Origin of the sequence: Paracoccus binzhouensis (genome assembly GCF_016446475.1) — a bacterium.
Lineage (GTDB): Bacteria > Pseudomonadota > Alphaproteobacteria > Rhodobacterales > Rhodobacteraceae > Paracoccus > Paracoccus binzhouensis.
Map to the genome: position 1 here is coordinate 1 of NZ_JAEHFP010000117.1, position 13,080 is coordinate 13,080.

15 protein-coding genes and 1 pseudogene are annotated in these 13,080 nt (G+C 63.3%); 1 reads left to right on the forward strand and 15 read right to left on the reverse strand.

Features of this window, described 5'->3' with window-relative positions; genetic code table 11:
* A pseudogene (locus I9P22_RS19830) lies at positions 1–82 on the forward strand (IS5/IS1182 family transposase); the annotation flags it as partial.
* Here the strand turns inward: I9P22_RS19830 and I9P22_RS19835 are convergent.
* From I9P22_RS19835 to I9P22_RS19905, 15 genes are all read right to left on the reverse strand, one after another.
* Positions 74–316 carry a VOC family protein gene (locus tag I9P22_RS19835; protein WP_199261379.1) on the reverse strand — a complete coding sequence of 81 codons (243 nt, stop codon included), beginning with the start codon at positions 314–316 and terminating at the stop codon, positions 74–76. The pseudogene I9P22_RS19830 and the gene I9P22_RS19835 overlap by 9 nt on opposite strands.
* A 153-nt stretch (positions 317–469) precedes the next feature.
* Positions 470–1,180: a type 1 glutamine amidotransferase domain-containing protein gene (locus tag I9P22_RS19840; protein WP_199261381.1), complete on the reverse strand. Its 711-nt coding sequence runs from the start codon at positions 1,178–1,180 to the stop codon at positions 470–472.
* Between the two features lie 95 nt (positions 1,181–1,275).
* Complete coding sequence (locus I9P22_RS19845; RefSeq protein ID WP_199261383.1) at positions 1,276–2,196, reverse strand: LysR family transcriptional regulator; 921 nt, start codon at positions 2,194–2,196, stop codon at positions 1,276–1,278.
* Between the two features lie 118 nt (positions 2,197–2,314).
* Positions 2,315–3,058: an HAD family hydrolase gene (locus I9P22_RS19850; protein ID WP_199261384.1), complete on the reverse strand. Its 744-nt coding sequence runs from the start codon at positions 3,056–3,058 to the stop codon at positions 2,315–2,317.
* Positions 3,045–3,617, reverse strand: coding sequence for a type 1 glutamine amidotransferase domain-containing protein (locus tag I9P22_RS19855; protein WP_199261385.1), 573 nt, complete (start codon positions 3,615–3,617; stop codon positions 3,045–3,047). The genes I9P22_RS19850 and I9P22_RS19855 overlap by 14 nt, the downstream gene beginning before the upstream one ends.
* A gap of 34 nt (positions 3,618–3,651) precedes the next feature.
* Positions 3,652–4,434, reverse strand: a complete 783-nt coding sequence (locus I9P22_RS19860) for a cupin domain-containing protein (RefSeq protein WP_199261386.1) — start codon at positions 4,432–4,434, stop codon at positions 3,652–3,654.
* Positions 4,435–4,725: 291 nt separating this feature from the next.
* Positions 4,726–4,956 carry a DUF2274 domain-containing protein gene (locus I9P22_RS19865; RefSeq protein ID WP_199261387.1) on the reverse strand — a complete coding sequence of 77 codons (231 nt, stop codon included), beginning with the start codon at positions 4,954–4,956 and terminating at the stop codon, positions 4,726–4,728.
* 2 nt (positions 4,957–4,958) lie between these two features.
* A complete protein-coding gene (locus I9P22_RS19870) occupies positions 4,959–6,089 on the reverse strand; it encodes a TrbI/VirB10 family protein (RefSeq protein WP_199261388.1) in 1,131 nt (376 codons plus the stop codon).
* Positions 6,086–7,138, reverse strand: coding sequence for a P-type conjugative transfer protein TrbG (gene trbG, locus I9P22_RS19875; protein WP_199261389.1), 1,053 nt, complete (start codon positions 7,136–7,138; stop codon positions 6,086–6,088). Before trbG ends, I9P22_RS19870 begins: the two co-directional genes overlap by 4 nt.
* The gene (gene trbF / locus I9P22_RS19880) at positions 7,135–7,824 is read right to left on the reverse strand and encodes a conjugal transfer protein TrbF (protein WP_199261391.1); all 690 of its coding nucleotides are present in this window, start codon (positions 7,822–7,824) and stop codon (positions 7,135–7,137) included. Before trbF ends, trbG begins: the two co-directional genes overlap by 4 nt.
* Positions 7,821–9,179 carry a P-type conjugative transfer protein TrbL gene (trbL, locus tag I9P22_RS19885; RefSeq protein ID WP_199261393.1) on the reverse strand — a complete coding sequence of 453 codons (1,359 nt, stop codon included), beginning with the start codon at positions 9,177–9,179 and terminating at the stop codon, positions 7,821–7,823. The genes trbF and trbL overlap by 4 nt, the downstream gene beginning before the upstream one ends.
* 3 nt (positions 9,180–9,182) lie before the next feature.
* Positions 9,183–9,464, reverse strand: a complete 282-nt coding sequence (gene trbK-alt / locus I9P22_RS19890) for a putative entry exclusion protein TrbK-alt (RefSeq protein WP_199261395.1) — start codon at positions 9,462–9,464, stop codon at positions 9,183–9,185.
* Positions 9,465–9,481: 17 nt separating this feature from the next.
* Positions 9,482–10,231, reverse strand: coding sequence for a P-type conjugative transfer protein TrbJ (trbJ, locus tag I9P22_RS19895; protein ID WP_408635214.1), 750 nt, complete (start codon positions 10,229–10,231; stop codon positions 9,482–9,484).
* 26 nt (positions 10,232–10,257) lie between these two features.
* The gene (gene trbE, locus I9P22_RS19900; RefSeq protein ID WP_199261399.1) at positions 10,258–12,768 is read right to left on the reverse strand and encodes a conjugal transfer protein TrbE; all 2,511 of its coding nucleotides are present in this window, start codon (positions 12,766–12,768) and stop codon (positions 10,258–10,260) included.
* 10 nt (positions 12,769–12,778) lie between these two features.
* Entirely contained in the window at positions 12,779–13,033 is a 255-nt protein-coding gene (locus I9P22_RS19905) for a VirB3 family type IV secretion system protein (RefSeq protein ID WP_456299615.1), read from the reverse strand.
* Positions 13,034–13,080: the final 47 nt, after the last annotated feature.

Consider the following 13,080-nt stretch of genomic DNA (forward strand, 5'->3'; position numbering starts at 1 on the left):
CTACGACAAAACCGCAGACAGTTTCCTCGGCTTCATCGACATCGCCTGCATCAGGCTCTGGCTTCGCCATTTGTCAACATGACCTAATATTCTCGGTCTCGCCATTCTGATCGGGCCAGTTGTAGGTGAGTTCAAGAAGTGGGGCCTTGCTGGCGCGTCCCGCGGTCTCGTCTTCGTCCGCCGCCAGGAAGATGAGGGTGAAGCGACCGGACGGGTTCTCGATGCGGTTCACTTCCACCATGCCGAGCAGTTCGCAGTAGAAATGAAGGGACGTTTCGATGTCCGAGACGCGAACCATCGTGTGAAGGTATTTCATTGGGGTTCTCCCGGTTCGTGAATGAGGTAGCGCCCTGGCGGACGCGACGGGGAAAGGCTCTGGCCAAACGGCCATCCCGGCCTCAAGGCCGGGATGAGGCTTTCGGCGGCGAGGGATGGGGAAGACGGCGCGGTTTCACCGCCATCGCGTCTGTCACGCGGTGGCCGTATGCTCTTTCTCGACGAGGGCTTCGAGCATTTTACCGGCAACCAGCGCGGCCGAGGCCGGGTTCTGGCCGGTAATCAGTTGGCCATCGCGCACCGCATGTTCCTTGAAGTTGTCCGTGCCCTCGAACTTGGCGCCGAGATCGCGCAGCCGGGATTCGAGCAGGAACGGCATCGCTTCGACCAGCCCTACCGCTTGTTCCTCGGCATCGGTGAAGGCATTGACGCGCAGGCCTTCGACAACCGGCCGACCGTCGGCCCGCTTCGCGGAAACCAGACCGGCGGGGCCGTGGCAGACCGCCCCGATGATGCCGCCCGCGTCGAAGATCTTGCCGATCAGGGTGGCCAGGGCATCGCTATTCGGGAAGTCGAACATTGTTCCGTGGCCGCCGGCAAGGAAAATGCCGTCGAAATCGGCCGGAGACACATCGTCGATCCGAGCCGTTTTCGACAGTAGTGCCATCGCCTGGCTGTCGCCCAGGAACCGCGCGACGGGTTCAGGGCGCTCCGATGGATTGTCCTTGACGCTGGAGGGATCGTATTCGGGGTGCCCGCCCGCGATCGAGGCGATCGTGATCTCGTGACCGGCATCGACCAGTGCCCAATAGGGCGTTGCCATTTCGTCGAAATAGAAGCCGGTTTTCTTTTCGGTGCTGCCGACCTTGGTATGGGACGTCAACACGATCAGAATTCTTGCCATTTTGTGTTCCTCTGTTTGAGACAGAGGAACAATGCTTGACTTTCGACCCTTGCGGAAATTGGAAGTACCGATAGTTCCAATCGCGCAGACGGTGCCTATTGCGACGGTTCGACGAAGGCACTGGAAACCTGGGTGCGGAACCATTGCTGCGCGGGATCGCTATCGGCGACCACGCTCCAGGTCATCAGATTCCTGACGGGCGGAATCTCTACCGGGCACGGATCGATCTCCAGATGACCGATGCTCGCCAGTTTCTCGGCGATGAAGTCCGGCACCGTCGCTATCATGTCGTTGCCGGGCAGAACCGCCAGAAGCAGCGCGAAATTCGAAAGACCGATGGCGACACGTCGACTCCGGCCCAGGGCCTGCAACTGATCATCCACAAAGCCGCAGAGGTCCCCCCTTGGGGTGACGATGGCATGAGGCCGCACGCAGAAGTCGTCGAGATCGGTGACCGGCGGCTGCCGCGCGTCTCGCAGCACGACCCAACCCGCATTGCGCAGCACTTTCATCTTGGCGGTCGCCGGAAGGTTCTCCCGCATATAGCCTATCGCGGTCGTGATCTGCCCTGCCGCGAGCATATCCGGGAGCGTACGATAGTCACCGATCCGCACGATGAGATTGCAGGCCGGAGCATGTGTCCTTAAGGTTTGTGTCAGGCTGGGCAGGATCGAGAAAGCGACCGCATCCGTGCATCCGAGATGGAATTCGCGGGTGTGCAGGGCAGGATCGAAGTCCAGCGTCGTTCCGACTGCGGCCGAGAGCGCCTCGAGATGAGGCTTGGTGAGCCTGACCAGTTCGAGCGCTTTCGTGGTCGGCTCCAGCGCGCGGCCATTGCGCACCAACAGTTCATCGCCCAGTGTCTCGCGGAGCTTGGCAAGGACACCCGAGACCGTCGATTGGGCCAGATGCAGGCGTCTGGCGGCGCGGACGGTGCTCTTTTCCTCGACCAGAACCACCAGCGCCGACAAGAGGTTCAGATCGAGATTACCAAGACTTGTACGGCTGAATGACATGGCTTTCCTTGAAGACGAAATAATGCCGAGAATGACATCCCGTCTTCAAGTAATAGCACATTGGATTGCAATCAGAATCCCCTTCGCGGCGTCGTTGTCGCGTCGAGGGGCCGGCGGATCAGGAACCGCCAGCCGACGTCAACTTCGCGACTTCGGAGAGGTGGAGCATTCGCACATCGTGCTCCGCGGCAACCGCAAGATCCTCCGGACCGTGGTATCCCCATCCCGCCCATTTGACCCGAACGGGAAGATCGCGGGCGTCGAGGATATTCTCGATGCTGTCGTCGACGAAAATAATGCCTTCGCCAGCCATGTCGGGGTCATGGTTGAGGAGGGCCTGAAGGACATGACGCTTGTTCTTGCACGCCCCTTTGATCCTTGAGACCTTTTCGTCCAGTCCATGAAGCTTCAGAACCGCCTTGATCGACTCGGCATCCTTTGCAGAGACGATCACGATGTCCTGGCGGGCATTGGCGATCAGTTCGGCGACCTCGGGATGTACCGTGTGCAGCCCGGTCCACTGGTCATATTGCTGGTCACGCCAGTTGCCCCTGACCCGCTCGGCAGCGGCTGCCTGATCCGCGAGATCGCGCCTGTGCAGATCGCGGGTGCTCTGGAAGAGCTGCCGGTCGATTGAGCCGGGGCGTTCATGGAGAACGTTGGCAACCATGAAATCATCGAGCGTGCGGCTGTAGGCACGTACCTGTCTGAAGGTTTCGATGAACGAATGAGGCACCTCGTCGATGGCATCGGGAAGACGGGGTGCTGTCGCACCCCGTCCGAATGGTCCCGCATGCCAGGTTACCGCCGCGCATTCCTGCAACGCGTCGGCAACCACGCCGTCGAAATCAAGCGCGAGCATATTGCTTCTCCGAGCTGGCCTCGACCGCCCTCGCTTCAACGACCTCGAACATCGTCCGCATGAACTTGCCGACATAGGCGTAGTAGGAGCAGGTGATGATGTTGCCATCCACGACGACATCGCCATCGATGACATTCGCGCCGGCGTTGATCACGTCATCGCGCAGGCCGATATAGGCGCAGGCGGTCTTGTCCCGAAGAACACCGGCGCTGACCATGATCCAGGGGCCATGGCACAGTCCGGCCACCACCTTTCCGGCGGCGTCCATATCGCGCACGAAATCCAGAACCGGCTTGACCTGGCGAACACGGTCGGGGGCTTCGTGACCGCCGGTGAGCACTACGGCGTCGTAGTCGTCAACGGCCAGATCGTCATAGGAGATCAGAGGTTGGGCGGTCTTGTCCATGGGAAGGGGAACTCCGTATTTCCCGATGGTCTCTCGGCCGTCCTTGGTGGCGACGTCGACCTCCCAGCCCTCTTCGATGAGGCGGTAATAGGTGTAGATGACGTCGTGGTCCTGGAACCCTTGCCCGGTGATGATTGCTGCGCGTCTCGACATGAAATGACCTTTCGTCTTTTGAGGGAGGGGAGGATCAGGCGCCGATGGTTTCGACGCAAAGGTAGTGCGCATCGGTGTTGATGCTCTCCTTCTCACGGACGCGATTGCTCAGGATGAGCATGTCGTCGGAGAGCAGGGTGTCGATGCCGAGTTTGATCAGAAACACGCCGTCGGGGATGCCGCGATAGAAGACATCCATTCCGGTCCGGATCGAGAACTTGAAATTTCCGCAGGGGGATGCGGGGCAGAAGCTCGCGTTCGGAATCTGCGGGTGGCGCCGCCGACCGGCTGGCAACGGAGTGCCCTCGGGTTCGTACTGCTTTGCAGCGCGGTCGTAGTTGTCGGCCAGCCGCACAAGATCGAATTTGTTTCTCGGTGTCTCCACTTCGATCAGCATCAGCGGATCGGTGCCTTCGTCGCATTTCGTCGCGTGAAAGGCACCGCGACCGATGCGAAGGATCGTGCCCTGACTGATCGGCACCGAACTCTTGAGGTTGGTGCTGACCCCGGACCCGGAAAGGCACAGGAGATAAGTGGTCTTGCGGGGATGTGCATGCACGGAGGTGGACTGCCCCGGATTGATCTGGAGGTGCCAGATATCGAGGAAGTCGTCCACAAAGGCGCGATATTCCTGCCCCCAGGGCTTGGTGATCAGCCCATTGAGATATTCGTCACGATCTTGCTGCTCGCTTTCGATGCGGATTCCGCTTCTGAGCAGATTGTTCAGTACGGAAACGTCTTCCCTGGTGGCGTCGATCCGAATTGCGGGATCGACTGGGTCGGAGGTGGTGTGTCGCGGGGATATTGCCTCAAGCATTTGAAACTCCAGTAGTGGTGACAGGTCATGCTCTTCGAATGCGAAGCCGTCGACTTCGTCCCTCCCTGCGCCATTTCGTAGATATCTGCTTATTCTTGTTTCCGTTGGTTGCGCCTCGTTGGATAAACGATATGTCGGATGGTATTGGCGGCGGGAAATCGGAAATACCGATAAGACCAATTGTGAAACACTGCTTGCGCCCGCGCGCGTGAAGAATTTGTATTGATCGGAATGGCATCGAGACTTGGGGCGTTGTTGGACGCACATGCGGCGGCGGGCTGCGCCGGGGTGCTATCGCTGGGCCGGGTTGTTTCTTTTCGCTTTCGAGAACTCGCGATCGGTGGCGATGAACCGTTCGAGCATCGGCACGATCAGGCGGCTCGGCTCGATGTCGGGTTGGCCCGATTGCCGTGCGAGAATCGCAGCATAGGCGACAAGATCGCGGTGTAGGGACGCGGGCAGTTCCACTGTCACTTTCACCGGCTTGTCGTCGGGGAGCGGCCCGAGTTTCAGTTTCGCCATGGTCAGCCTCCGTAGGGTTCGAGCACCAAATCTCTCGTCACGATGATCCTGACCGGGAAGCCCGGCCGGATGGTGAGGGTCGGCGCGACCTGCAATTGGCGCTGGATGATTTGCTGGCCGGCCTGATTGATTGTGTCTTGTGCCCCGTCGCGGATGGCGCGGATCAGCCGGTCCTCGTCGCTGGCGGCGAGTTCGGTGCCGACCGAAAGGAGGGTCGAGAGGCCGGCGGCCTTCATCAGATCCCACCAGTGGTAATCCACTTCGTCCTCAAGACCGGCATAGCCGGAAGCGTCCGCGCCCGGCAGTCGTTCCAACACGATGGAGCGGCCGCCGGGCAGGATCAGGCGGTTCCAGACGAGGAGGACGCGGCGCTGACCGAAGGTCACACCGTCATCGTATTGCCCGATGATGCGCGTGCCCTGTGGGATCAGGAGCAGTGAGCCGGTCGGGCTGTCATAGACGTTTTCCGTGACCTGCGCGGTGATCTGTCCGGGTAGATCGGAACGGATGCCTGTGATCATAGCGGCAGGGATCACGGACCCTGCCTGAAGAATGTAGGGCGAGGTTGGCGGCATGACGCGGTCAGGTGCTACGGTCTGCCGATCCACCGGGCCGCCCAGGAAGGCGGCATGACGATTCTGTCCGGACGCATCTTGTCGCTGTCCGCTGAGATCGGGCAGGGCGGGTATGGCGGTTCCCACCGTCGGCCCGGGTCGCGGCCCGGTCTGGAAGAACACGTTGCTCAGACGCGCGGCCTCTTCCTCGGCACGGCGGCGTTCCTCTTCGGGATCGACAGCGGGTGTTACGATGGCTGGCGGCGCCACCGGCTGTCCGCGCTCCTGCGCGCTGAGAATCGGACGACCGAGATCGCCGGGCAGCGCGGGGCCAAGCACCGGCCCGCTATAGTCGCGCGGCAGGCCAGCCAGGCCGTCCGCGGTGGGACGGTTCTCGGTCGAATAGAGTTCTTCCCCTCCCGGTCCCGCTTCGCGGGTCTGGAGAGCATAGATCAGCGCCCCGCCGATGCCGAGAAGTGCCACCGCTCCGACGCCTGCCAGCACCTTGCGGGACAGGCGGGTGACGCGGGGCGGTTCGGCGCGCAGCCGCATGGGCGCGGCGGTATCGGTCTGAGTCATGAGGACGATCCTCCCGTGGTTGGGCTGGCCGGCTGCGTTGTCGCCTGGCCAGGTTCGATGCGGACGATCCTCACCACCTGCTGGCGGTTGCCACTGCCGAGACGCAGTTCGGCCGCGCCGAACAGGCGATCCACGATCAGGACGTTCTGATGGATGCGGCTATTGACGATCTGCGGCTCGCCGTCCGAGCCCAGGACGAAGAGGGGCGGCATCTCGCCCTGCACGATCCCGCGCGGAAAAACGACATAGACGCGGCGGCCGTCGTCGAAGACCGAGATCGGCCGCCAGGGCGGGGTGTCACCTTGCACCTGTAACCCGTAGCGATGATTGCGGCCCGAAGGCGCCGGGATGACCGGCGCGGCGGGAGCGGTCTGGCGCTGGCCGGCAGGTGGTGTGGGATAGGCCCAGGCGACGGCAGGCATGTACGGCTCCTCCCGCGCATGCAACTCCATCATGTAGAGGCGGCGATCGGTGGTGACGACGAGGTTGGTCGAGATGTCTGGTCGGGTCGGTTTGACGAGGATATGGACGCGGGTGTTCGCCCCGCTCCCACTCTCGGTATCGCCTATGATCCAGCGGGCGGTATCGCCAGCAGCAATCGGCCCCGCGCCCGTCAGGCTCTCGCCCGGCTCCAGCGCGATATTGGTGATCTGCCCGGGCGCGGCATAGACCTGATAGAGCGCGCCTTCCGACCACGGATAGATCTGGATGGCATTGTAATACCCCTCGCGGCGCGGTTCGACACGAGCCGCGGCATTGGCGTTTTCGACGCGGGCGGTCGGCGTGCCGGCCGCATCGCCGCCGCGCGCCACGGTCCAGACCGGGGGCGTGTGCAGCGGGCGGGAACGATTCTCCGTCGAAGTCGCAGGCGGGGCCGGCAGTGGCGGCACAGAGTCGTCATAGCTGAATTGCGGAACCCGGTTCGTTGCGCAACCTGCGAGCATGGTCGCTGACAACAGCAAAGCCGGAAGGCCGAGTTTGCGGAAATCCGACAAGACGGGTCTACGGAAAGCCGGAAGCGCGGCTTTACGGAAAATCGCGCGGGTCATTGGCTCATCTCCCGCGACCAGTTGATAGCGTTGACATAGATTCCAAGGGGATTGGCCCGCAGGCGCTCGGCGTCTCGCGGCATCTGGATCACGATGGTCAGGATCGCGGTCCAGCGTTCGGTTGCGGAGAGTTGGCCGTTTTCGTAGTGGCGTTCGGTCCAGGCGACGCGGAAGCTATCCGGTGAGGCCCGGATGACCGACGACACTTCGACAGCGATCTGCTGGCGGCCGACTTTGGTGAAGGGATCGTTGGCGCGGGCATAGTCGTTGAGCGCCGCCGCGCCCCGGTCGGTGGTGAACTCGTAGGCGCGCAGCCAGTTCTGGCGGACAATGATCGCGTCGGCGGGAATTGCTCGGACCTGCTCGATGAAGCGGCCGAGATGGAATGCGATCTGCGGATCGGTCGGGCGATAATCGGCCACGGCCGGCGCGACGGTCTGTGCCTGGCCGAGATTATCGACCTGCACCACCCAGGGCACGACAGTTCCGCGTGCCGATTGCCAGACCAGCGCGGCGGCGAAACCGGCCGACAGGATCAGCGACCCGAAGGCCATGTAGCGCCAGTTCCTCGCCTGCACGCGGGCAGAACCGATGCGCTCGTCCCAGACTTGCGCGGCCTTCTGATAGGGCGTCTCGGGTTCCGGCGTCTTGCCGTAATGGGTTGTGGGTCGTTTGAAGAGGTTCATGAGCGGTCGCTTTCGGAAAGGCTGACGGAGGAACCGCCACCATGGCTGTCGCCGGAGCGGACGGCATGGGCGGCGGCGGTGACGCCGTGGCCCATGGCCCGGCTGCGCTGCATCCGCTGCGCCCAGGCAGGCGGGCCATCGGTGGAGGGGGAATTGGCGGACACGGGGGTTGGGTTTCCGCCAACCGTGCCCATCGAGGAGTGACCACCGGAGGCTTCAAATCCGCCTTTGATGCCATCCGAGTAGCTGGATTTCAGGCTGTCTGCGGCGCGGGAGGCGGCACGCTTGAGGGGCGAGACGGTCGCGGCCGCACCCGCACGGGCCACACCACCGAGGCCCGAAGCGGCACCGGCCGCGCCGGACTGGCCCATGGAGCCAAGGGTGTAGGCCGACGAGGCTGCGCCAGCGGCGGAGGCCCCACCACGCGCGAGGGCGGCACCACCCGAGAGTGCAGCAGCGCCGCCCTTTGCTGCGAGCATGGTCGCGCCTCCAGCGGCTATTGCCGTTCCGCCAACGGCGAGGCCCGTACCGACAGCTGCGCCGGCGCTGAGTTGCGGACCACCGGAGACGAGGCCGGTGGCGATGCCGGGGCCGAAAATGCCCAGGCCCAGAAGGGAGAGTGCCGCCAGCACGATCGCCATGGCGTCGTCGATGGTCGGGGTCGCACCGCCGAAACCGGCGGTGAACTGGCCGAATAATGTGGAGCCGATGCCGATGATGACGGCGAGGACCAGCACCTTGATCCCGGAGGAAATGACGTTCCCCAAGACCCTTTCCGCCATGAAGGCTGTCTTGCCGAAGAGGCCGAAGGGAATGAGGACAAAGCCTGCCAGCGTGGTCAGTTTGAACTCAATCAACGTCACGAACAATTGGACGGCCAGGATGAAGAAGGCGAGGATGACCAGTGCCCAGGCGAAGAACAGGCAGAGGATCTGCACGAGGTTCTCGAAAACGGCGATCCAGCCCATCAGATCGGAGATGGATTCGAGCAGCGGCCGTCCGGCCTCAAGGCCGGTCTGCGCGACGCGGCCGGGGCGCAGGAGATCGGCAGCCGAAAAGCCGGTTCCCGAAGCCATCAGGCCAAGGCCGGCGAAGCTCTCGAAGACGATACGGGCGAGATTGTTCCAGTTGGAGATGATGTAGGCAAAGACGCCGACGAACAGCGTCTTCCTCACCAGCCGGGCGATGATGTCGTCATCGGCACCCCAGGCCCAGAACAAGGCGGCCAAGGTGACGTCGATCACGATCAGCGAGGTGGCGATAAACGCTACTTCGCCACCGAGCAGGCCGAATCCGGAGTCGATGTAGCTGGTGAATATACCAAGGAAGTTGTCGATGACCCCCGTTCCGCCCATGGCTCACTGTCCTCCGTTCGGAGCGGCAGGCGCCGGTGTCCAGCCGAGGAAGCGATCGCGGGTTTCGGCCCAGATCGCCAGACAATCCGCATCGCTCGCGGCGGCCTCACCCATCCGCTGGCAGCGGCGCTGACCTTCACGCAAGGGATCGGTCGGAGGCTGGAGCGAAGGAGTGGAAGGCGCCGGGACGGAGATGTCCTCATGGGTCATCTCGATGACGGTCGCCGTGATGGCGACGGCGATGAATACGATGGCCGCGATCCGGGCCAGCACCTTCCCTTCCATGATCTTCCCTCCCGGCCTCAGTTGAACATCTGTGCGTTGCCGGGCTGGTAGCCCGCCCCCGGCGTCAGGAATCGTTCACGCTGGATGCGCCCCTGTTCTGCGGCGGTGGCGCGTTCCGCCTCCGACAATGCGTCGGCCCGGCCATTGGCCGAGATGACCGCGATCAGGTCGGAGAGCTGCTGCGACTGAAGGGCGAGAAGCTGGTTGCCGGCCTGCGTCGCCTGAAGCGCGCCAGTTGCCCCCTGGCTCTGACCGACAAGCTCCGACATCTGCGTGCGGTTGCTATCGATGTTGCCGACGACGCCGGCCTGGACGCGCATCGCATCCTGCAAGCCGCCGACCGTATTTTCCCAGCGGTTGCGCGCATCGTCGATCATCTGGGCGTCTGTCGCGTTCAGAGACAGGTTGCCGTAGTCCTGCTGGAACATCCGATCGATGCTCTGCACGTTGAAAGCGATGTTCTGGGCCTGCCCGAGAAGCTGCTGGGTCCGCTGGACGTTCTGTTGGAGCTGCTGAAGCGACGAATAGGGCAGGCTCGCGAGATTGCGGGCCTGGTTGATGAGCATCTGCGCTTCGTTCTGGAGCTGTGCGATCTGATTGTTGATCTGCTCCAGGGATCGAGCCGCTGTCAGGAGGTTTTCCGCGTGGTTGGTCGGGTCGTAGACAATGCCGCCGAAGCCGAAGAAGGCATGGGCCGGTGTCGTGAACACCGGGGCCAGGACCAGCGGTGCGGCGAGCGCAAGGGCCAGTGCCGAGGCGCTGGCCATGCGCGTGATCCGGGGTATTTTGCACGTCATGGAGTAATCTCCTCTTCTTCCAGGGTGAATTCGAATGCGTCGTCATCGAAGATGACGGGCGACAGGTCTTCGCTTTCCGGTGCGAGATTGGTGAGGTCCGGGATCAGGTCGGCCGCCCATTCGACGCCGCGTGCCTTGAGCCAGGCGGCGAGGAAACCATCGCGGCCATGTTTGGCGAGAATCTCGGCGATCAGGGACTGATCGGACTTCGAAGAGGCTGCGCAGAGTGCGAGGCCGACTTCGCTGAGGCCCAGTTCGAACAGGCGGTTGCCGCGCCGCGACTGGCAGTAGTAGTCCCGCTTGGGCATGGCCCGCGCGAGGATCTCGATCTGCCGGTCATTGAGGCCGAAGCGGCGATAGATCGCGGTGATCTGTGGCTCGACGGCGCGCTCGTTCGGGAGCAAGAGCCGCGTCGGGCAGCTCTCGATGATGGCTGGTGCGATATTGCTGCCGTCTATGTCGGACAGGCTTTGCGTGGCGAAGATCACGCTGGCGTTCTTCTTGCGCAGCGTCTTGAGCCATTCGCGCAACTGGTCTGCGAAGGCTTCATCATCCAGCGCCAGCCAGCCCTCGTCGATGATGAGCAGTGTCGGGCGGCCGTCGAGCCGGTCGCCGATGCGATGAAACAGATAGGACAGGACGGCAGGCGCCGCGCCTGTGCCGACCAGCCCCTCGATCTCGAACGCCTGCACGTCGGCCGATCCGAGATGTTCGCTCTCGGCATCAAGCAACCGCCCATAGGGACCACCGACGCAATAGGCACGCAGCGCCTGTTTCAGATCGTTGGACTGCAGCAAGACCGACAGGCCGGTAATGGTGCGTTCCTCGACCGGGGCCGAAGCCAGCGAGGTTAGAGCCGTCCAGATGTGCTCCTTCACCTCGGGCGTGATCTGGATGTTCTCGCGCGTGAGGATCGCGACGACCCAATCGGCGGCCCAGGCGCGCTCGGCCGTCTCGTGGATGCGCGCCAGCGGTTGCAGCGAGACTGACGCCGCGGCAGCGTCGGTCAACTCGCCGCCGAGATCATGCCAGTCACCGCCCATGGCGAGCGCGGCGGCGCGGATCGAGCCGCCGAAATCGAACGCGAAGACCTGGTTTCCTGCGTATCGCCGGAACTGGAGCGCCATGAGCGCGAGCAGCACCGACTTGCCCGCGCCGGTCGGTCCGACGACAAGCGTGTGGCCCACATCGCCAACATGAAGAGAAAACCGGAACGGGGTCGATCCTTCGGTCCTGCCATAGAGCAGCGGGGGTGCGCCGAAGTGATCGTCCCGTTCCGGCCCCGCCCACACGGCAGAGAGGGGGATCATGTGGGCAAGGTTGAGCGTCGAGATGGGCGGCTGCCGGACATTGGCGTAGGCATGTCCGGGCAGAGAGCCGAGCCAGGCATCGACGGCGTTGACGGTTTCGGGCATGGCGGTGAAATCGCGGCCCTGAACGATCTTCTCGACCAGCCGCAGCTTTTCGTCAGCGCGGCGGGCATCTTCATCCCAGACCGTGACGGTTGCCGTGACATAGGCCATGCCCGCGACATCCGCGCCGAGCTCCTGCAGGGCGAGGTCTGCATCGGCGGCCTTGTTGGCAGCATCGGTGTCGACCAATGCGGATTGCTCATTGGTCATCACCTCCTTGAGGATCGCGGCAATCGACTTGCGCTTGGCGAACCACTGCCGTCTTATCCTGGTCAGCAGCCGGGTCGCATCGGTCTTGTCCATGAGGATGGCGCGCGTGGACCAGCGATAGGGAAAGGCCAGCCGGTTCATCTCGTCGAGCAGTCCAGGCGTGGTCGTGCCGGGAAAGCCGGTGATGGTCAGCACCCGAAGATGCTGATTGCCCAAGCGCGGCTCCAGCCCGCCGGTCAGCGGCTGATCGGCCAGCAGCGTATCGAGATAGATGGGTGTCTCCGGCACGCAGACGCGGTGCCGGTTGGTCGAGATCGTCGAATGGAGATAGGTCAGGGTCTCGGCATCATCGAGCCATCGGCATTCGGGCATCAAACCGTCGAGCAAGGCCAGCACGCGGTCTGTGCGATCGGCGAATCCGCGCACCTGTTCCCAGGGGTTCACGCCCGACGTTTCGCGGCCCTTGTAAAGCCAGGATTCGGAGCGCGCGGCGTCTTCGGCAGGCGGAAGCCAGAGGAAGGTCAGGAAGTAGCCCGAAACGAAATGCCTTCCTTCTTCCTCGAAATCGGCCTTGCGCTCGGCATCGACCAGCGCCGAGGCCGGATCGGGGAAGCGGCTCGCGGGATAGGTCGCGGCTTCCGACCGCTGCGCTTCGACGAAAATGGCCCAGCCCGAGCCGAGGCGACGGAAGGCGTTGTTCAACCGACCGGCGACCGCGACCAGCTCGGCCGCGACGGAGGAATCGAGATCAGGACCACGGAACTTCGCGCTGCGCTGGAAAGAACCGTCCTTGTTCAGAACGATGCCATCTCCGACCAGCGCCACCCAGGGCAGGTAATCGGCGAGGCGGGATGTAGTACGGCGGTATTCTGCGAGATTCATCATGTCTCGAGCCTCACACCGATAGATGGCCGGGCAGGCGCAGATGGCGGCGCGCGACCTCGACGAAGAGTGGGTCGCGCTTTGCAGCCCAGACGGCGGCGATATGGCCGACGGCCCAGATCAGGATGCCGGCGAACCAGAGCTGCAGCCCGAGGCCCACGGCTCCGGCCAGCGTGCCGTTCAGGATGGCGACGGAGCGGGGTGCTCCACCAAGCAGGATCGGCTCGGTTAGGGTCAGGATGCATTGATTTCTGTTGCGCTGCGTGATTCACGCCTCCGAAAACGGAGCGGTGACATGAGCGATCTCTTCTGGCT